19 protein-coding genes are annotated in these 19,280 nt (G+C 32.8%); 10 read left to right on the top strand and 9 right to left on the bottom strand.

Annotation, left to right across the window (positions count from 1 at the left end; all coding sequences use genetic code 11):
- Positions 1 to 236 precede the first annotated feature (236 nt).
- The 10 genes from tgt (at position 237) to P2W75_RS20300 (ending at position 10,563) form a co-directional block, all read left to right on the top strand.
- On the top strand, positions 237 to 1,367 hold the full coding sequence (gene tgt, locus P2W75_RS20345; RefSeq protein ID WP_091497473.1) for a tRNA guanosine(34) transglycosylase Tgt: 1,131 nt from the start codon (positions 237 to 239) through the stop codon (positions 1,365 to 1,367).
- A gap of 85 nt (positions 1,368 to 1,452) precedes the next feature.
- The gene (locus P2W75_RS20340; RefSeq protein ID WP_276381888.1) at positions 1,453 to 2,541 is read left to right on the top strand and encodes an LptF/LptG family permease; all 1,089 of its coding nucleotides are present in this window, start codon (positions 1,453 to 1,455) and stop codon (positions 2,539 to 2,541) included.
- A complete protein-coding gene (locus P2W75_RS20335) occupies positions 2,528 to 3,412 on the top strand; it encodes a DMT family transporter (protein WP_276381887.1) in 885 nt (294 codons plus the stop codon). The genes P2W75_RS20340 and P2W75_RS20335 overlap by 14 nt, the downstream gene beginning before the upstream one ends.
- A gap of 115 nt (positions 3,413 to 3,527) precedes the next feature.
- Positions 3,528 to 4,481 carry an acetyl-CoA carboxylase carboxyltransferase subunit alpha gene (locus P2W75_RS20330; protein ID WP_207294951.1) on the top strand — a complete coding sequence of 318 codons (954 nt, stop codon included), beginning with the start codon at positions 3,528 to 3,530 and terminating at the stop codon, positions 4,479 to 4,481.
- 142 nt (positions 4,482 to 4,623) lie between these two features.
- Entirely contained in the window at positions 4,624 to 6,168 is a 1,545-nt protein-coding gene (dnaB, locus tag P2W75_RS20325; protein ID WP_207294952.1) for a replicative DNA helicase, read from the top strand.
- Positions 6,169 to 6,349: 181 nt separating this feature from the next.
- Complete coding sequence (locus P2W75_RS20320; RefSeq protein ID WP_276381886.1) at positions 6,350 to 6,718, top strand: hypothetical protein; 369 nt, start codon at positions 6,350 to 6,352, stop codon at positions 6,716 to 6,718.
- Between the two features lie 19 nt (positions 6,719 to 6,737).
- Positions 6,738 to 7,370, top strand: coding sequence for a hypothetical protein (locus P2W75_RS20315; protein WP_276381885.1), 633 nt, complete (start codon positions 6,738 to 6,740; stop codon positions 7,368 to 7,370).
- 167 nt (positions 7,371 to 7,537) lie between these two features.
- On the top strand, positions 7,538 to 8,182 hold the full coding sequence (locus P2W75_RS20310) for a sensor histidine kinase (RefSeq protein ID WP_276381884.1): 645 nt from the start codon (positions 7,538 to 7,540) through the stop codon (positions 8,180 to 8,182).
- Between the two features lie 112 nt (positions 8,183 to 8,294).
- Positions 8,295 to 8,963, top strand: coding sequence for a response regulator transcription factor (locus P2W75_RS20305; RefSeq protein ID WP_207294956.1), 669 nt, complete (start codon positions 8,295 to 8,297; stop codon positions 8,961 to 8,963).
- A gap of 340 nt (positions 8,964 to 9,303) precedes the next feature.
- Positions 9,304 to 10,563 carry an asparagine synthetase B gene (locus tag P2W75_RS20300; RefSeq protein ID WP_276381883.1) on the top strand — a complete coding sequence of 420 codons (1,260 nt, stop codon included), beginning with the start codon at positions 9,304 to 9,306 and terminating at the stop codon, positions 10,561 to 10,563.
- Positions 10,564 to 10,566: 3 nt separating this feature from the next.
- On the opposite strand, the gene P2W75_RS20295 is transcribed toward P2W75_RS20300, so the two are convergent.
- From P2W75_RS20295 to thrS, 9 genes are all read right to left on the bottom strand, one after another.
- Positions 10,567 to 11,373, bottom strand: coding sequence for an endonuclease/exonuclease/phosphatase family protein (locus P2W75_RS20295; RefSeq protein WP_276381882.1), 807 nt, complete (start codon positions 11,371 to 11,373; stop codon positions 10,567 to 10,569).
- A 361-nt stretch (positions 11,374 to 11,734) separates the two neighbouring features.
- Positions 11,735 to 12,403 (bottom strand): response regulator transcription factor, encoded by a 669-nt coding sequence (locus tag P2W75_RS20290; RefSeq protein WP_207294959.1) that lies wholly within the window; start codon positions 12,401 to 12,403, stop codon positions 11,735 to 11,737.
- Between the two features lie 124 nt (positions 12,404 to 12,527).
- Positions 12,528 to 13,619 (bottom strand): sensor histidine kinase, encoded by a 1,092-nt coding sequence (locus P2W75_RS20285; protein WP_276381881.1) that lies wholly within the window; start codon positions 13,617 to 13,619, stop codon positions 12,528 to 12,530.
- Between the two features lie 171 nt (positions 13,620 to 13,790).
- Positions 13,791 to 14,225, bottom strand: a complete 435-nt coding sequence (locus P2W75_RS20280) for a carboxymuconolactone decarboxylase family protein (protein WP_276381880.1) — start codon at positions 14,223 to 14,225, stop codon at positions 13,791 to 13,793.
- A 76-nt stretch (positions 14,226 to 14,301) separates the two neighbouring features.
- Positions 14,302 to 14,874, bottom strand: coding sequence for a Crp/Fnr family transcriptional regulator (locus P2W75_RS20275; RefSeq protein WP_276381879.1), 573 nt, complete (start codon positions 14,872 to 14,874; stop codon positions 14,302 to 14,304).
- Between the two features lie 121 nt (positions 14,875 to 14,995).
- Entirely contained in the window at positions 14,996 to 15,340 is a 345-nt protein-coding gene (gene rplT / locus P2W75_RS20270; protein ID WP_276381878.1) for a 50S ribosomal protein L20, read from the bottom strand.
- A 185-nt stretch (positions 15,341 to 15,525) separates the two neighbouring features.
- On the bottom strand, positions 15,526 to 15,723 hold the full coding sequence (gene rpmI / locus P2W75_RS20265; protein WP_011921545.1) for a 50S ribosomal protein L35: 198 nt from the start codon (positions 15,721 to 15,723) through the stop codon (positions 15,526 to 15,528).
- A 97-nt stretch (positions 15,724 to 15,820) separates the two neighbouring features.
- Positions 15,821 to 16,375: a translation initiation factor IF-3 gene (gene infC, locus P2W75_RS20260; protein WP_373921656.1), complete on the bottom strand. Its 555-nt coding sequence runs from the start codon at positions 16,373 to 16,375 to the stop codon at positions 15,821 to 15,823.
- A 16-nt stretch (positions 16,376 to 16,391) separates the two neighbouring features.
- Entirely contained in the window at positions 16,392 to 18,338 is a 1,947-nt protein-coding gene (thrS, locus tag P2W75_RS20255) for a threonine--tRNA ligase (protein ID WP_276381869.1), read from the bottom strand.
- Positions 18,339 to 19,280: the final 942 nt, after the last annotated feature.

Here is a 19,280-nt window from a genome sequence, read left to right as displayed (position 1 = left end):
TAGATTCATGATTTTTACTCGGCATCACCATTTATAATGATTTTGATAGTTTATTTTTCAAAGGTTAGAGAATTAAAAAATGAAGAGCTATTTAAAAATAATGATTTGAAGTATGAAAAATTGGAATAAATGGAATATCGATTTTTATAATTATCTAATTGACAAATTTTCTACTTAAATTTTCCTCAAATTGGTTTATCTTTGCCGTCCCGAACGATAGGGAGAAAAACGAATTTATGAAGTTTGATTTATTACAGAAAGATCCGCAGTCGAAAGCGAGAGCGGGAAGTATTACTACAGATCACGGAGTTATAGAAACTCCTATTTTTATGCCCGTTGGAACGGTTGCTTCTGTAAAAGGAGTGCATCAGCGAGAACTTAAAGAAGAAATAAATCCTGATATTATTTTAGGAAACACCTACCATTTATATTTACGTCCGCAGACTGAAATTCTTGAAAAAGCAGGAGGATTGCACAAATTCATGAATTGGGATCGCAATATTTTGACTGATTCTGGCGGATATCAAGTATATTCTCTTTCTTCAAATAGAAAAATTAAAGAAGAAGGTGTGAAGTTTAAATCGCATATCGACGGTTCGTACCACTTTTTTACTCCAGAAAATGTAATGGAAATTCAGCGTACCATTGGTGCTGATATTATTATGGCATTTGACGAATGTACCCCTTACCCTTGTGATTACCGTTATGCACAGCGTTCTATGCATATGACGCATCGTTGGTTAGATCGTTGCATTAATCATTTGGAGAAAGTTCCTTATAAATATGGATATGAGCAAACGTTTTTTCCAATTGTTCAAGGAAGTACATATAAAGATCTGCGTCGCCAGTCGGCTGAATATATTGCTAATTCTGGACAACAAGGAAATGCAATTGGCGGACTTTCTGTTGGTGAACCTGCAGAAGAAATGTATGCTATGACAGAAGTAGTGTGCGAAATCCTTCCAGAAGACAAACCACGTTATTTAATGGGAGTGGGAACTCCAATCAATATATTAGAAAATATTGCGTTAGGAATTGATATGTTCGACTGCGTTATGCCAACCCGTAATGCAAGAAATGGTATGTTGTTTACCGCAAACGGAACGATCAATATTAAAAACAAAAAGTGGGAAGCTGATTTTTCTCCAATTGATGAAATGGGACATACTTTTGTTGATACAGAATATTCTAAAGCCTATTTACGTCACTTATTTGCGGCCAACGAATATTTAGGAAAACAAATTGCCACAATTCATAATCTTGGTTTCTATATGTGGTTGGTTCGTGAAGCCAGAAAACATATCTTAGCCGGAGATTTTAGGCCATGGAAAGAAATGATGGTTAAAAATATGAGTCAAAGACTTTAAAAGAGTTATGAATTATGAGTTATGAATTAGCTGTTGGCGCAATTCATTAACTCATAATTTATAATTCATAATTCATAATTTAAATATGCTGTCAATAATAGATAAATACATCTTAAAAAGATATCTCGGAACTTTTTCTGTGATGCTTCTTTTGTTTGCACCAATCGGGATTGTAATCGACGTTTCTGAAAAAGTAAACAAGATGCTCGAAAACAAGATTCCGTTTATGGATATTGCGTTCTATTATTACAATTTTACCATTTACTTTATCAACTCCTTATTCCCGATATTTTTGTTTTTATCGGTAATTTGGTTTACTTCGAAATTGGCTAATAATACCGAAATCATTGCCATTCTAAGCTCAGGTATTTCATTTACACGTTTTCTTCGTCCTTATATTATAGGAGCAACAATCGTTTCGCTTTTTGTATTGTTAATGGGATTTTTTATTGTACCGGCAGCTAGTGAAGGTTATAATAACTTTAGATATACATATTTAAAAGGTGGCGGTAAGGAACTCATGCGGGGTGAAAATACCAATGTTTACAGACAAATTAACGATCACGATTTTATTTTCGTAAACAGTTTTAATGAAGAGTCTAAAACCGCTTTTAATTTTACATTAGAACATTTCGAAAAAGAAAAATTAACCTATAAAATCACAGCAAGCCGTATTAAATGGGATCCGAAAGCGAAAACCTATATTTTATACGATTATACCAAAAGAACGCTTGGAGAGTTAAATGATGTTATTGAAAAAGCGCCAGAGAAAAAAGAAAAATTTAAATTCGAACTGGCTGATTTAACTCCTGTTGTTTACATCGCTGAAACACTGACTTTAGGTAAACTGATTGATTTTATCGAAAAAGAAAGAAAAAGAGGTTCCGGAAACATCAATACTTATTTGGTGGTGCTTTATAAAAAATACAGTATTCCAGTTTCGGCTTTTATTTTGACAATTATTGCGGTTTCGGTTTCTTCTATGAAACGTCGTGGAGGAATGGGAATGAACCTTGCCATAGGAATTGCAATTGCGTTTTCATTTGTATTTTTTGATAAAATATTCGGGACACTTGCCGAAAAATCGACTTTCTCACCTTTATTAGCTGTTTGGTTCCCAAATATTGTTTTCGGAATTTTGGCAGTTTACTTATTACGTAATGCGAAACGATAATTTTAAAAGTTATTTAAATCTTCATTTAATTGTTTTTATCTGGGGTTTTACAGCCATTTTAGGTGCTTTGATTACTATTGATGCCGAAAATCTAGTTTGGTACAGAATGCTGATTGCCATGATTTTTTTAGGTGGATTTATCGCCTTTAAAAAACAGTCTTTCCAAGTTCCTGTAAAAGAATTTTTTAAATTAATTTTCGTTGGATTATTAATTGCATTGCATTGGATTTTCTTTTTTAAAGCAATACATGTTTCCAATGTTTCTATTACGCTTTCGATCTTTTCTTTAGGAGCATTTTTTGCTTCTTTGTTAGAACCCTTATTCTACGGCCGAAAAGTGCTTTGGTATGAAGTTTTCTTCGGACTTGTTATTATTGCAGGTTTAGGTTTGATTCTGCAAGTTGAAATAAAATACCTTACGGGAGTGTATTATGCATTGGCAGCCATTATTTTGGGAGTTTTATTTACTTTAATGAACGGAAAATTAATCTCAGATCACGAACCTTCTGTTATTACTTTTTATGAATTTGGAGCGGGTGTTTTCTTTATCACGATTTATTTTTTGTTTCAAGGAAAATTCACTGCTGATTTCTTTCAAATGTCTTTAAATAACTGGGTTTTATTATTGATTTTGGCATCGATTTGTACGGCGTACGCATTTACAGCTTCGGTAAAAGTAATGCAGCGATTAACGCCATACACCGTAATGTTAACCACTAATTTAGAGCCAGTTTACGGAATTGTTCTGGCATATTTCATTTTAGGAGGAAAAGAAAAAATGAGCGTCGAATTTTATATCGGGGCAGTAATAATTATTATAACGGTTATTCTAAACGGCGTTTTCAAACATTATCAAAACAAAGAAAAATAGTAATATAAATCTTATTTTTAAATTACATTATTATATTTTAAGTACGAATTAATTATACGAATACTATAATATTTTTATATTTGCGGTTCGATTTAAAAACAAAATTCAAAAATCCATGGAATATTTAGATTTTGAGCTTCCAATAAAAGAACTTGAAGAACAGTTAGAAAAGTGTGTCATAATTGGAAAAGAATCTGATGTTGATGTTACACCTACTTGTAAAGAAATCAACAAGAAATTAGAGCAAACAAAGAAAGATATATATAAAAACCTTACTGCTTGGCAGCGTGTACAATTATCAAGACACCCAAACAGACCGTATACTTTAGATTATATTAAAGCGATCTGTGGAGATACTTTCTTAGAACTTCACGGAGACAGAGGTTTTAAAGATGATAAAGCTATGGTAGGCGGACTTGGAAAAGTAAACGGACAGTCGTTTATGATCGTTGGTCAGCAAAAAGGATATAATACAAAAACACGTCAATACCGTAATTTCGGAATGGCAAATCCAGAAGGATACCGTAAGGCTTTGCGTTTAATGAAAATGGCAGAGAAATTCGGAATTCCAGTTCTTACTTTAGTAGATACTCCAGGTGCATATCCAGGACTTGAAGCAGAAGAAAGAGGGCAGGGAGAAGCAATTGCAAGAAACATCTTCGAAATGGTTCGTCTGCAAGTACCAATCATTACGATTATCGTTGGTGAAGGAGCTTCAGGTGGAGCATTAGGAATTGGTGTTGGAGACAAAGTTTATATGTTAGAAAACACTTGGTATTCTGTAATTTCTCCAGAATCATGTTCGTCAATTTTATGGAAAAGCTGGGAGTACAAAGAACGTGCTGCTGAAGCTTTAAAACTGACTTCATCTGACATGAAAAAGCAAAAATTAGTTGATGACGTAATTCCTGAACCACTTGGTGGAGCACATTATGACAGAGAAACTACTTTTAAAACCGTAGCGGAATATATTACTAAAGGATATAATGAATTAAAAGACTTATCAACAGCCCAGTTAATTGCCCAAAGAATGGACAAATACAGTAATATGGGCGAGTTTAAAGAGTAAATTCATAAGATATGATTAAAAGATCCGAAGCCCTGCGGTTTCGGATTTTTTTTTGGTTATGAACAACCTGAATGAATTTATAAACAATATAATAGTTATAACTAGCTGACATTATTTTTTTAAATTTTGTTACTTTCGCTATATGGAAAATTTCAAAAATGTAAACCCTGTAAAGGTAGATAAAACCACTATTATTAATCTCGAAAAAGGTAAGCTTCCTCCTCAAGTAATTGATTTAGAAGAAGCCGTGCTTGGAGCGATGATGATTGATAAAAAGGGAGTAGATGATGTAATTGATATTTTACAGCCCGATGCTTTTTACAAAGATGCACATAAGCATATTTTTGAAGCAATCTTACAGCTCTTTACCGAAACACAGCCAATTGATATTTTGACTGTTTCGACTCAGTTAAAGAAAAACGGAAAGCTGGATTTGGCTGGAGGTGATTTTTATTTAATTCAGCTTACACAGAAGATCGCGTCTTCTGCACACATTGAGTTTCACTCACGTATTATTCTTCAAAAATTTATTCAAAGAAGTTTAATTCGAATTTCTTCGGAAATTATCGAAGAATCGTATGATGAAACAACAGACGTTTTCGATTTGCTAGATAAAGCTGAATCCAAGTTGTATGAAGTAACACAAGGAAATATCAAGCGTAGTTCTGAAACAGCACAGAGTTTGGTTCTTCAAGCCAAAAAACGTATTGAAGAGATTGCCGGTAAAGAAGGTTTGAGTGGTATTGCCACCGGATTTGAAAAATTAGATGAAGTAACTTCAGGATGGCAGCCTTCGGATTTGATTATTATTGCGGCACGTCCGGGTATGGGTAAAACAGCATTCGTACTTTCGATGGCGCGAAATGTTAGTATTCAGTTTGGACATGCGGTAGCCATTTTTTCTCTTGAGATGGCATCTGTTCAGTTAATTACGAGGCTTATTTCTTCTGAAACTGGATTGTCTTCTGAAAAATTAAGAACTGGTAAATTAGAAAAACACGAATGGGAACAGCTGAGTACTAAAGTAAAAGATTTAGAAAAAGCCCCATTATTTATTGATGATACGCCATCGCTTTCGATTTTCGACTTACGTGCAAAATGCCGTCGTTTGGCATCACAACATGGAATTAAATTAATCATTATTGACTACTTGCAGTTAATGACTGCGGGAGGTAGTGGTAAAGGAGGAGGAAACCGTGAGCAGGAAATCTCGACTATTTCGCGAAACCTAAAAGCATTGGCAAAAGAGTTAAACGTACCAGTAATTGCACTTTCACAGTTATCCCGTGCTGTTGAAACCCGTGGATCTAGTAAACGTCCGCTTCTTTCGGATCTTCGTGAATCTGGAGCGATTGAGCAGGATGCCGATATTGTATCGTTTATTTATCGTCCGGAATATTATAAAATTGAAGAATGGGATGATGATGAACAATCATCAACAACAGGTCAGGCAGAGTTTATTATAGCCAAACACCGTAACGGTGGACTTGAAAATATACGATTGAAATTCTTAGGTCATTTAGGAAAGTTCGACAACTTAGAAGAATTTACAGGAGGTTATGATGATCTTCCATCTAAAATGAATCACGATGACAACCCGTTTATCACTAAAAATCTGCCTTCTGCAAATGAAGCTTTCGGCAGTAACCTAAATGATGACGACGATGACAGCGATGTTCCGTTTTAATTCCAAATAAAATTAATTTCTAAAAAAGTCTTTGTAAATACGTTCTTACAAAGACTTTTTTTTGTTTAACTTTTATTAGAATATTGGCATAATTTACAGAATAATATTTCTTACATAAAAATTAATTCGGTAGTTTAGCAAGACCATAAACAATTAACTAACTTTTAAATTCTTTAAAACTATGAGTGAAGAAATCTTTCCAGGACCTATTAAAGTTCCATTGTCTATTGCTAAAGAATGGGAAAAAAGATACGACGAAAGTGTCAGTACCATTGAAACTGCCAGAGGGGTTCAAAAAGTAAAAGGATTTCTAATTCCTAGAGAAACTTTAGAAAATGTTTTAAAACTAGAGACCACAGCCGTTCGTGCCTATTTAGGTATAAACGATGAAGGCGAAAAAAACTTATTTTTTGTAGGAGCAGAAAAAGATGACGCTGGTAAATACATTGATGTTTACGGAGTTGGTGCTTCAAACGGTATAAATGCCAGAGCTGGGGAAGAGGCTGAAGAAGTAGTATATGACGGTACACGCCCTAGTCCGCCATATTGATTTTTTATGTATCTAAAAAATGGATGATTTTTTAATATATTCAGGTTATTTGATTTTATTATTAAATCTAATACTCTATTCATATAGCTTTTTCCGAAAGGAAAAAGCTAATGTTTTTTTTGTGTGTTATTTGGCTTTTTCATTTACAATGCAGTTTTCTATGGAACTGTTATATCATTTGGGAATTAAAAATTTAATAGTTGTAAATCTATTTTTTATTGGACAAATGATATTACTGGGAATGTTTTACAATTCATTAATGCAGATTAAAAGCCAAAAGATATTCGTAAAATCTTGTTTAGCTGTTGGATTATTAGTGTTAACAACACAGCTTATTATGGATTCTGCAGAGTTTTTTAAATTTAATTTGTTCGAAATCACTTTTACATCACTTCTTATTGTGGTTTTTGCCTTGCTTCATTTTTACAATATGCTTACAGAAACTAAAACCTATTATTACGTTACTGTTGGTATTGTGATTTATTTATTGGCAAGCACTGTTTTGTTTATAATAGGAAACCTTTCTTTAGGGCTTAGTGATGATCTAAAGTACTTAAGCTGGAAACTAAATGCTTTTTTAATGGTCATTTATCAACTCTTTATATTATATGATTGGATAAAAAGTTTTTTCAAAAAGACCCTACTAACTTAATACGATCCTCTTATTGCAATATGACTACTCATTCAATTCCAGAAAAAGAACTTGTCGCTATAATTCTCTACATTTCACTGTTTTTAATAATAGTTGCTATCATATTGATTATATTTTTCTATTTCTCAAGAAAAAAAATCATTCAAAAGGAACTAGAAAAGAAAGATTTGATATTACAATACCAAAAAGAACAACTTCATGCGATTATTGTAACTCAAGAAGAAGAACGTAAACGTATAGCACAAGATTTGCATGATGATATTAGTTCAAAATTAAATATCGTTTCGCTAAACACTCATTTGCTTTCTGCTCCAAATTTAACAACCGACGAAACCAATGAAATTACTGAGAACATCATTAATTTAACCGCAAAAGCGTTGGAAAATTCCAGAAAAATTGCCCATAATTTACTTCCGCCTGTTTTTGAAAAATTTGGATTAAATGCTGGAGTTGAAGAATTGTGTGAAGAATTTGAAAGCAGTAAATCAGTAAAAACGCATTATAAAAACGAAATTGATTTTGATCAGAAAGATATAGATCGCCACTTGCATATTTTCAGAATACTGCAAGAATTGATGAATAATTCGCTTCGTCATGGAAAAGCAAGCGAAATATGGATTGCTTTTACAAATGACAACGGTACCAATACCTGTCATTATGAAGATAATGGGATTGGTTTTGACAGCAGTAACCTCGAAAACCAAAAAGGTCTGGGAATGAAAAACATAGACAGCCGAGTGTCTTTTTTAAACGGAACCATTAAATTTGACTCACAAATAGGCAAAGGCATTGCGGTAAATTTTACTTTTTAAGATAAAAACAGGAAATAATCGCTCTTTAACATCAATAAAATAAGGTTATTTCATTTTTATTAATTCATATTTTGTACTTTCGGTAAACCAAAATGACCAAAAACAAAAAAAAATGAATGCCCTGATCAAAATTGCTTTAGTCGATGACGAAGTTTTGTTCCGGAAAGGAATAGCTTTTTTATTGCAGAGAGAGGAAAATATTGAGATTATTTTTGAAGCCTCAAACGGAGAAGAACTCATTACCAAATTGGATAATAGCGAGGTAAAACCCGATATTATCATTATGGATTTAAAAATGCCGATTCTTAATGGCGTTGAAGCCACAAAAATTATCAGAAAATCATATCCCGATATAAAAATTATAGCTTTAACGAGTTATGATACTAAATCTTTTATTGCCAATATGATTCAAGTTGGAGCTGTGGCGTATTTAATAAAAAATACTACTCCAAAAGATTTGATCAAAACAATCAATGAAGTCAATAAAAAAGGTTTTTATTACAACGAAAGTGTTTTGAAAACAATTCAGGAAACGATTGTTTCTTCAAAAAATTCAACAAAAGGCAATCTGGAAACCAGTTTTCTTTCTCCACGCGAAATTGAAATTTTACAGCTTATTTGTAAGCAAAAAACAACTTCAGAAATTGCAGAACATCTCTTCTTGAGTCCGCGAACTGTAGAAGGACATCGTAATAATTTATTGCTAAAAACTGAATCCAGAAATATTGCCGGTTTGGTTGTGTATGCTATTCAGAACGAAATTGCAGTTTTAACATTGTAATTTAGCTTGTCAAAAACTGAATTGATAGAACATAATAAAAAACGATTGTAATAATAAGTACCCCAATACCTATTTTTTGCATAATGTTTAATCCTTTTTGCTGGTCTTTACTTTGGTTAAGTTTCATAATTGTGTTTTTTCCTCGATTAGTATTCCGATTCAGGATTTCAAATTTAGGCAGAAAATCTTTCTATAGTTTACGTATTTTTACCTGTTTTTTATAAAATTAACAAGCAAAGTAAGCGTTTTAATCTATTTAACGTTTTGTTTAGTCATAAATCCTCTGATTCTATTGGGTTTTTGGCTCCTTCCTTTATATCTTTACTAAAATAATTTTCTGATGAGAAAAAGTTTAGTCTGCATTTTTATACTGCTGTTATCATTTAATGTTAAAGCATCTTTTCTATTGCTTCCAATGGATGAAACTACACAGCAAAATCACTTAAAAGCATACGGAATTACCTACTGGTGTTTGAGCCGCGATTATAAAGCAAGCTGGCTTCTTAATTACAGAGGTGGTTCATTTTTATTGCCTGATGCAGATGAAATTCGCAGAGAATGCAAAATTCGCGGAGTGAGTTTTGAAGTATTGTCGGATAGTGAAGAAGCATCGATTTTAAATGATATTTCGAGTCCTTCACAAAATATGGAATCTGTAATTCTTGAAAAAGCCCCCAAAATTGCGGTTTATACTCCAAAAGGAAAACAACCATGGGATGATGCTGTAACCTTAGTATTAACGTATGCCGAAATTCCGTTTACACCAATATATGATGAAGAAGTTTTAAATGATCAATTATTGCTTTATGATTGGCTTCATCTTCATCACGAAGATTTTACAGGACAATATGGAAAATTTTATGCAGCTTACAAAAATACTCCTTGGTACATTGAACAGAAAAAGGATGCTGAAGCTTTGGCCGCAAAATTAGGATATTCAAAAGTTTCAGAAGAAAAAGGTGCTGTTGCAAAAAAAATACGTGATTTTGTTATTGGCGGCGGATTTATGTTTGCTATGTGCTCTGCAACAGATAGTTTTGATATAGCTTTGGCAGCAGATGGTGTCGATATTTGTGAAACGATGTTTGATGGCGATCCGAGTGAATCCAATTATCAATCCAAATTAAACTATTCGAATTCCTTTGCATTTAAAGATTTTATTTTAGAAAGAAGACCTGAAGTTTATGAATTCTCAGATATTGATATGACTGGGAAAAGAAGAGTTCCTATGGAAAAAGACTATTTTACATTGATGGAATATTCTGCAAAATGGGATCCAATTCCAAGTATGTTGTGTCAGAATCATACACAATTGGTAAAAGGATTTATGGGGCAGACTACTTCTTTTAATGAAACACTTGTAAAATCGAATGTTTTAGTAATGGGGACTTGCGAATTAAACGGTGAAGCAAGATATATTCATGGCGAAAAAGGAAAAGGAATGTTTACCTTTTTTGGAGGTCATGATCCTGAAGATTATCAACATCAAGTGGGCGACCCGCCAACAGTTTTAGACTTACATCCTAATTCTCCAGGTTATCGTTTGATTTTAAATAACGTTTTATTTCCAGCAGCGAAAAAGAAAAAGCTAAAAACATAAGATTTAGTTCAAAGAAAATTCAAACCAAATAGGAATATGGTCTGAAATTTTTCTCGCTTCTTGTAAAGATTCGAACTTTTTATAGAATAAAATAGTTCCCGAATTGATGTGTTTTAATGTATTTGGCTTGTAAAATATGTTGTCGAATTCAGAAGCGAGGCAATTATCTTCTTTGCATTTTTGTTTTAAAGTCGTTTTTTCTTTTTTCAACATAGAAGAATACCCCATTTTTTTCAATGGATTAAAAACGGTATGCGATTCCGGACAGTTAAAATCTCCTGCAAAAACTAAATTAAGATCTGGATATTCAGCTGGAAGAAATTTGAAATATTTAATTTCAGTTTCAGGTTGTTTACTTTTGGTAATAGCATGAAAATTAACCAAAGTAAAATTCTTTTTATTAGTTTCAAATGTGGCAAAATAAGGCTCACGGTCAATTTCGAGATTGTATTTTTTCTCCAGCCAGGCATCACCCTTAAGTTTTACTTTATTCGTTTTCCAAATAAAAGCATATCGCTCCCTTTTATAACTGTTTCCGCTTGTAGGATCACTAATTCTGTAATCCCATTTAGTTCCTTTCTGATTGAGTAAATTAACAAGTTGTGCCACAGCTTGAGCACCTCCGTAACCAGCAACAACCTCTTGTATGGCTATCACATCATAATTATTAACGGTATTGGCAATAAAATTTAAAGTAGATTGAGATTTTGACTTTCCAAGGTTTTCGACATTCCACGAAATAATTTTGACCTGAGAAAAAGACTGGAATGTAATGAACAGTAAAAGCAAATAACCTGTAATGTTTTTCATGTAATGGTAAAAGTCAAATATATGAATTCTTGATTCTATCTCAGGAGAAATTATTATTTTTTTTAAGATAAAACCGACAAATATTTAAAGGGAATTAGGAGTGCTTTTTTAATGTTTTTTATATCTGTTTTTGAGTGCAGTAGATATAATTATAATTTGTAACACGAGAAGAGTTGGAATAAAAACAATTTTCCACTCAACCTCAAGCCAGCCTGATTTTTCAGAAACAAATGCGAAACTTATGGATAGAAAAAGACAAAGAAATACGGTTTTCAAAATAATCTTATTGTTTGAAGTGTTGATTTTAGAAAAATTAAATTTGTATTTTGGTTTCATAAGCACAATAAATATTTGTTCAGAATTAAACTAAACCAAAGTCTTTGGCGATAGCAATTAAATGTACATTGTTGTTTGCTTTAAAATATATTTTTAGCTTGTTGATTCTTTTTTCGATACTGCTGGTGCCATTGGGTACAATCGAACGTTCTCTAAATTCTTTAGCAATGCTTTCTAAAATATATCCTTTTGCCAAAAGCTGTAAAATATATATATCATATTGCTCAATTTCCAATAAGGATTTATCATTAAAGTTGAAATCTAGATCGGAAGAAAGAATTCTTTCTTCATTGTTAAAAGTTCTTTTTAATGCAACTTTAAGTTCATCAATACTATTTCTTCCTTTTGAAACATAAGCATTAACTCCTAAATCATTAAAAAGATTTTTGATGCGGTATGATTTGTCCTCAATAGAAAAAACCAGTTTTTTAATCTTTGGCTGTACTTCATTAACTGCCTCGATAAGTTGATCGCCATTTAAAAGATTAGTTTTTCGATGATCATTTTTAAAAGATAAATCAGTAATTAGTAAATCATAAGGATCTTTTTCATGTAAAGCCTTTTTTATTTTTAGTATTCCATCGTCACAATATTTTACGTGATCAATTACAGGGATTTCTAATTCTTCCAAAACCTGAACTATTGACAAACTGATACTGTCTAAATCTTCTGCAACTAAAACTTTTTTAAACATAGAATTGTATTATAACCTAAAGTAAAATTTATTTTAAGGGTTTTATTAAATCAAAATTAGCAGTTCCTGTACGCTTTCTTTACGGTTTTCCATATTTTAAGAATTCTGGAATGCTTTAATCTTTTTATGAAGGAAATTTAAAAGACAACTTAAATCCATTCCCTGGATTGGTATCAATAATGATTTCTCCCCGTATATTCTGAATACGGTTTTCTACACTCTGAAGACCGTTATTGTATCTTAAATCTTGTATCGCAACACCTTTTCCATTATCCGTATAAGTAATCATGATTTTCTTATTGACTTCCTTAAAATTGATTCCTGCTAACGTCGCCTGACTGTGTTTTTTCATGTTTACCAACAGCTCTTGAAGAACCCTGTAAACTGTAATTTTTTTATTTTTCTCTATACGGTTCCAAGAAATAGAATCGAGACCATTTATTAGAAGATTAATATTTGAGGTGTTAAATCCCGAAATCATTTCTTTTAAATAAATCACGAATTTTTCATTGGTTACCACCAAACTGTTTTCTTTAGAAATATCTCTCGTTCTTGTATAAATCGCCTCGAGATTGTTTAAAAGATGTTCCTTGTTTTCTGCTTCCGAAAGATTTTTGTTTTCGGCAAAAGCCATAGTGTGGAAAATATCATTGGCCAGTTCATCATGCAGTTTTTTAGCAATTCTGATTTCACTTTGATAAGCAGCTTCAATTTTTTCCTTATTAGTCCTTGATCTAAAATAAAAGTATAAGGCTAAAACCAAACTAAGTGTAAAGCCAATTATGATATAAGAAGTAATAGTGCGGTTTCTTTGCCTTTCAAGCTGAAGTTCATTTTCCGTTTTATAAGCGGCTAGTTTTAGATTAAATGCTTTCGAATTTGATTTAGCGGCTAATTGGTTGTATTCTTTTAATTGTACTTTATTGATACTGTCATTTAATTTCATATACCTAAGTACGTTCTCTTTAAATTCGTTGTCTTTACTATTATTTATTAATAGCTTTAATGAGATCAGCTCGTTTTGTAGTTTTATAAAATCTTCTGATCTTGAGTCGGAATTTATAGATTGAGAAGAAACGTTTTCAATGCTGTTTTCAGAAATTGAATACGTTGAAATATCCGGTTTACTTTTTGTAAAAGCGGCTTCCTGACAAGAAAAAACAATTACAAAAATTAGAATTAAATAGAGAAAAAGAAACTGGTATTTCGGAATCATGAACCAAAAATAAAAATTACAGATTCCTGGCATAGCGTATAAATACGGTATTTTCAAAAACAGCTAAAAAACTTTTTTCCTAATTTTCATTTACAGCTATATACAACGAAACCCTCTGAAGAGAGGGTTTTTGCTTTAGTAAAATTTCATACAAAAAATCTTTATAAAAAATTATACAGCTCTTAATCCTGTTGTAATGGCAAGTCTGTTCCAAGAGTTAATTGTGATAATGGCAAGTATAATTTCTGCCAGATATTTATCATCAAATAAACTCGCTGCATTTTGATAAACTTCATCACTAACATGATTAGGGATTAAAGTTACTTGTTCAGTTAACGCTAAAATTGCTTTTTCTTCTTCAGTGTAAACATCAGCTTCACGCCATGCGCTAATTAAATATATTCTTTGTTCAGAAATACCATATTTTCTAGCATCAGCTGTATGCATGTTAATGCAGTAAGCGCAGCCATTAATTTGTGAAGCACGAATTTTGATTAATTCTTTATGTTCTGGAGTTAATGATGTAGAAGAAATATATTTTTCTAAATTTACTAACGCTTGATAAGCTTTTGGAGCTGCTTGCGGAATAACGATTCTCGGTTTCATTTTTATTGTTTAAAAGTTCATTACAAAGGTCAGCAATGTATACTCTTAAAAACTTGAACTACTTCAAGAAATGAAATCAGACCTTTCCCGCTCTGATTTTACTCATAAATTCTGCAGAAAAATCCAGATAGGAGGCAAGCATATATTGAGGAACACGTTGTACGAAATCTGGTTGTTGGTTTTTAAAATGATTATATCTTTCTTCTGCCGACATCGTAAACAAAAACTTAATACGCATTTGTGCAGCTCCAAATGATTTCTGAGAAACAATACGGAAATACCTTTCCAATTTAGGAATCTGTACTAAAATAGATTCTAGAACATTTTTTTCTAGCACAACGATTTCGCAATTTTCTACTGCCTGAATATAAAAGTGTGAAGGAACATTATTATGATAACTTATATAATCAGTCATCCACCAGTTTTCTATACCAAATTGCAAGGTTTGTTCAATACCTTTTGAATTAATTATATACTGTCTGGCACAACCTTTTGCGATGAAGTACATCGTATGGCAAATCTGGCCTTCTTTTAGCAAATGATCTTTCTTTTTTACTTTTGATGAAAGAATACTCGATTCCAAAAGATCTATTTCTTCAGGTTCTAATGCAACAAACTTTTGTATATGATTTAAAAGTGCAGTAATCATAGATGTTTAAATTATGTTTTAAAGATAAATCAGATTAGCTGTAAAAGCAAAAAACCACTCGTGAGAACGAATGGTTTTTTTATGATAAGTAAGTAAAATCTAAATTGAGTTTATAAAACGTTTATTTTACTTTATTAAGTATTGCTTTGAAAGCTTCTGGGTGGTTCATAGCTAAATCTGCAAGAACTTTACGGTTCAATTCGATTCCGTTAGCTTTAACTTTCCCCATGAATTGAGAATAAGATATTCCTTCTAATCTAGCTCCAGCGTTAATACGTTGAATCCATAATGAACGGAAGTTTCTTTTATTCTGTTTTCTGTCACGGTAAGCGTAGCTCATCGCTTTCTCTACCGCGTTCTTAGCAACTGTCCAAACGTTTTTACGTCTTCCAAAGAAACCTTTGGCTTGCTTCATTATTTTTTTTCTTCTTGCTCTTTTAGCAACTGAATTTACCGATCTTGGCATAATTTTAATGTGTTTTTGTAGCAGGCGTCCTGAATTGAATCAAAGGAACTTAATGGCCATACTCCAAGGTTATATAAATAATTTTTTAACCTAAAGAAAATCTTTTAGTCTAATGTCCTAAAGTCAAATGTCTAAAGTCAGCTGCTGACTTTTAAACTTTATGGCTTTCAACTTTTGACTTATAATTAGATAATTCTTAATTGTTGTTTGATGCTTTTCTCATCAGTTTTGTGAACTAGCGCTGAGTGTGTCAAAGCTAATTTACGTTTTTTAGATTTTTTAGTCAAGATGTGACTTTTAAAAGCATGCTTTCTTTTAATCTTTCCAGAGCCAGTAACTTTAAAACGTTTCTTAGCGCTAGATTTAGTTTTCATTTTAGGCATTTTTCCTAGTGTTTTAATTTATTCTTACTTACTTATATTTTTGTTTCAAGTTTACAGTTTCAGGTTCAAAACTGAATACTGAAACTGCAAACTGAGACTATTTTTTCTTCTTCGGAGCAATGAACATAATCATTCTCTTTCCTTCAAGAACTGGCATAGCCTCAACTTTACCATATTCTTCTAAATCTGTTGCAAGACGTAATAATAAAATCTGCCCTTGATCTTTATAGATGATTGAACGGCCTTTAAAGAAAACGAATGCTTTTAATTTAGCACCTTCTTTTAGGAACTTTTCAGCATTTTTTCTTTTAAATTCATAATCATGTTCATCTGTTTGAGGACCAAAACGAATTTCTTTTACTACAACCTGAGACGATTTAGCTTTTAATGCCTTATCACGCTTCTTTTGTTCGTAAACAAATTTCTTGTAATCCATGATTTTACAAACCGGTGGTTCTGCATTTGGCGAAATTTCAACTAAATCCAATTCAAATTGGTCAGCTAAACGTAACGCATCAGCGATTTTAAAAACCCCAGGTTCAATGTTTTCACCAACAAGACGTACTTCAGGAACACGAATAAGATTGTTTATTCTGTGTGCATCTTTTTTCTCTACTCGAGGTTGAAAACCTCTGTTACTTTTTATTGCTATGACTTTCTAATTTAAGTTAAACTGTAAATACTTTTAATGTCTTTTTTATTTCTTCGTCTACAATCGAAGCGAACTCTTCGATAGAGACTGTGATATTTCCTTTTCCTTCCTGTCCGTGACGACGAATAGAAATCGTACCATTTTTCTCTTCTTCTTCACCAACGATAAGCATAAATGGAATTTTCTGCATTTCTGCATCTCTAATTTTCTTACCGATAGTTTCATTTCGGTTATCAATTAGGGCGCGAATTTCGTGATTTTCTAGCAAATCTAAAACTTTTTTAGCATAATTTTCGTATTTCTCGCTCAAAGACAAGATAATAGCCTGCTCAGGCATTAGCCAAAGTGGGAAATTTCCTGCTGTATGCTCAAGCAAAATTGCTATAAAACGTTCCATAGATCCAAAAGGAGCTCTGTGAATCATAACAGGGCGATGTAATTCATTATCAGCACCTTTGTAAGTTAATTCAAAGCGCTCAGGTAAGTTGTAATCCACCTGAATAGTTCCTAATTGCCATTGTCTTCCTAAAGCATCTTTAACCATGAAATCAAGTTTCGGACCATAGAAAGCAGCTTCGCCATATTCAACCACAGTATTTAGACCTTTGTCTTTTGCGGCGTTGATAATTGCATTTTCAGCCTTTTCCCAATTTTCATCAGTTCCAATGTATTTTTCTCTGTCTTCCTGATCTCTTAATGAAATTTGAGCCGTAAAGTTTTCAAAACCTAAAGAGCCAAATACATATAATACAAGGTCAATTACTTTTTTGAATTCCTCATCCAATTGCTCTGGAGTACAGAAAATGTGTGCATCATCCTGTGTAAACCCTCTAACACGAGTTAAACCATGTAATTCTCCAGACTGTTCATATCTATATACAGTACCAAATTCAGCATAACGCTTTGGTAAATCTTTATATGACCAAGGTCTTACATTGTAAATCTCACAGTGGTGAGGACAGTTCATTGGTTTTAATAAAAATTCTTCACCTTCTGCTGGAGTATGAATTGGTTGGAAACTATCTGCTCCATATTTAGCATAGTGACCAGAAGTTACATACAATTCTTTCTGACCAATATGTGGGCTAACAACTTGCTCGTAACCCGCTTTCTTTTGAGCTCTTTTTAGAAATTGCTCTAAGCGATCTCTTAAGGCGGCACCTTTTGGCAGCCACAAAGGCAAACCTTGGCCAACTTTTTGAGAGAAAGCAAACAATTCAAGCTCTTTTCCTAATTTACGGTGATCACGACGTTTTGCTTCTTCAAGAAGTTCAAGATATTCGGTTAAATCTTTTTGTTTAGGGAAAGAAGTTCCGTAAACACGAGTCAGCTGTTTGTTTTTCTCGTCACCTCTCCAGTAAGCACCAGCCACACTCATGATTTTTACAGCTTTGATAATCCCAGTATTCGGAATATGTCCACCTCGGCATAAATCAGTAAAAGTAGAATGATCGCAGAAAGTAATGGTTCCATCTTCAAGATTAGAAATCAATTCAGTCTTGTAAACGTTGTCTTTGTACATCTCTAAAGCTTCTGCTTTAGTTACAGGGCGCATTTTAAAATCGTGTTTTTCTCTTGAAATTTCTAGAATACGATCCTCAATCTTTTTAAAGTCAGCTTCAGAAATCTTCTGATCTCCAAAATCTACATCATAATAGAAACCATTAGCAATTGCAGGTCCAAGGGTTAATTTAATTCCAGGATACAATTCCTCAAGAGCCTGAGCCATTACGTGTGAAGTTGAGTGCCAGAAAGCTTTTTTACCTTCCGCATCATTCCAAGTATATAATATAAGATTACCGTCGGTCGTTAATGGAGTTTCGGTTTCGATAGTTGTACCATTAAAAGATGCTGAAATCACGTTTCTAGCAAAACCTTCGCTAATGTTTTTAGCGACCTCCATTGGAGTTACACCTGAAGCGAACTCTCTAATTGACCCATCGGGTAAAGTAATCTTGATCATTGTTTATAATTTTGTGAATGCAAATATAGGTGATTACAGAAATACATACAATATATATGTACAAGTTTACTTTATAATATAGGTTGCGTTTTTTCTTCTGCTATATATATAAGAGTAATTCTCATTTCAAATCCAACAGGTTTTTAAAACCCGCCGGTTTTTTTTATACATATATAATATATAAGTACAGTTTGTCCAGCTGAGCGGAGCGAAGCGATACAGTTTTGGAAGTTAAGACTTTTAATTTCAGTAAAGATAAGGAGTTTATTCCCGCTGTCGGCTCCAGTCTTTTTAGGGCGGACCCCGCCATAAAAGGATTTCCGCTGCTGCCGGGGCTGGAAATCCAGTTTCCAGAAGAAAGTTTCCGGAAACAGATGTTTTCAAAACCATAATAAAGAGCGGAAAACGGCTGTAAAGAATAAAAAATCCTCAGAAATGCCAATCTAAACGATGGGTAAAATAAGAAAAATACAGATCAATTCAGAAAAACCCCACAGAAAATTAAAAATAATCAAAATGTAAAAGCACTTCTGCCAGCGAGTTAAGAAAAACATCGAAAAAACATGAAAAAAATATAAAATAAAGTCTTGTAAATGTAAATAAAGGTTCTACTTTTGCACCCGCATCAGCGAAACGCTCTTAGAAATACCGTCAGGCAGCTGAATTGAAATGAAAAGAAATTTTCGAAAAAAAAGTTCAAAAAAAGCTTGCGGGAATTGAAAAAGCTTTTTACATTTGCACCCCGCAAAACACGGAAAGTTCCTTGGCAGACTGGAAGAAAAATTGAAAAATGAGACGAAAAAAAAGTTTCAAAATTTTTTTAAATTTTTCTTGCAGGTTTTAAAAAGAAGTTTTAGTTTTGCACCCGCTTTGAGAGATAAGCGGAAAAGAAAAGAAATTACGTTCGTAGACATATTGAATTGACAGCCGTTCTGATGAAAA

Source organism: Flavobacterium sp. H4147 (assembly GCF_029360735.1).
GTDB lineage: Bacteria > Bacteroidota > Bacteroidia > Flavobacteriales > Flavobacteriaceae > Flavobacterium > Flavobacterium endoglycinae.
This window is presented reverse-complemented; position numbering and strand designations above follow the sequence as displayed.

What these genes read in the sequence shown, in the direction of transcription:
- P2W75_RS20335 (WP_276381887.1), top strand. Translation starts at nt 2,528, where the DNA reads ATGCGAAACGATAATTTTAAAAGTTATTTAAATCTTCATTTAATTGTT.
- P2W75_RS20290 (WP_207294959.1), bottom strand. Translation starts at nt 12,403, where the DNA reads ATGTTTAAAAAAGTTTTAGTTGCAGAAGATTTAGACAGTATCAGTTTG.
- P2W75_RS20295 (WP_276381882.1), bottom strand. Translation starts at nt 11,373, where the DNA reads ATGAAAAACATTACAGGTTATTTGCTTTTACTGTTCATTACATTCCAG.
- P2W75_RS20285 (WP_276381881.1), bottom strand. Translation starts at nt 13,619, where the DNA reads ATGATTCCGAAATACCAGTTTCTTTTTCTCTATTTAATTCTAATTTTT.
- dnaB (WP_207294952.1), top strand. Translation starts at nt 4,624, where the DNA reads ATGGAAAATTTCAAAAATGTAAACCCTGTAAAGGTAGATAAAACCACT.
- P2W75_RS20340 (WP_276381888.1), top strand. Translation starts at nt 1,453, where the DNA reads ATGCTGTCAATAATAGATAAATACATCTTAAAAAGATATCTCGGAACT.
- rplT (WP_276381878.1), bottom strand. Translation starts at nt 15,340, where the DNA reads ATGCCAAGATCGGTAAATTCAGTTGCTAAAAGAGCAAGAAGAAAAAAA.
- P2W75_RS20315 (WP_276381885.1), top strand. Translation starts at nt 6,738, where the DNA reads ATGGATGATTTTTTAATATATTCAGGTTATTTGATTTTATTATTAAAT.
- rpmI (WP_011921545.1), bottom strand. Translation starts at nt 15,723, where the DNA reads ATGCCTAAAATGAAAACTAAATCTAGCGCTAAGAAACGTTTTAAAGTT.
- thrS (WP_276381869.1), bottom strand. Translation starts at nt 18,338, where the DNA reads ATGATCAAGATTACTTTACCCGATGGGTCAATTAGAGAGTTCGCTTCA.
- P2W75_RS20320 (WP_276381886.1), top strand. Translation starts at nt 6,350, where the DNA reads ATGAGTGAAGAAATCTTTCCAGGACCTATTAAAGTTCCATTGTCTATT.
- P2W75_RS20330 (WP_207294951.1), top strand. Translation starts at nt 3,528, where the DNA reads ATGGAATATTTAGATTTTGAGCTTCCAATAAAAGAACTTGAAGAACAG.
- P2W75_RS20305 (WP_207294956.1), top strand. Translation starts at nt 8,295, where the DNA reads ATGAATGCCCTGATCAAAATTGCTTTAGTCGATGACGAAGTTTTGTTC.
- P2W75_RS20275 (WP_276381879.1), bottom strand. Translation starts at nt 14,874, where the DNA reads ATGATTACTGCACTTTTAAATCATATACAAAAGTTTGTTGCATTAGAA.
- tgt (WP_091497473.1), top strand. Translation starts at nt 237, where the DNA reads ATGAAGTTTGATTTATTACAGAAAGATCCGCAGTCGAAAGCGAGAGCG.
- P2W75_RS20280 (WP_276381880.1), bottom strand. Translation starts at nt 14,225, where the DNA reads ATGAAACCGAGAATCGTTATTCCGCAAGCAGCTCCAAAAGCTTATCAA.
- P2W75_RS20300 (WP_276381883.1), top strand. Translation starts at nt 9,304, where the DNA reads ATGAGAAAAAGTTTAGTCTGCATTTTTATACTGCTGTTATCATTTAAT.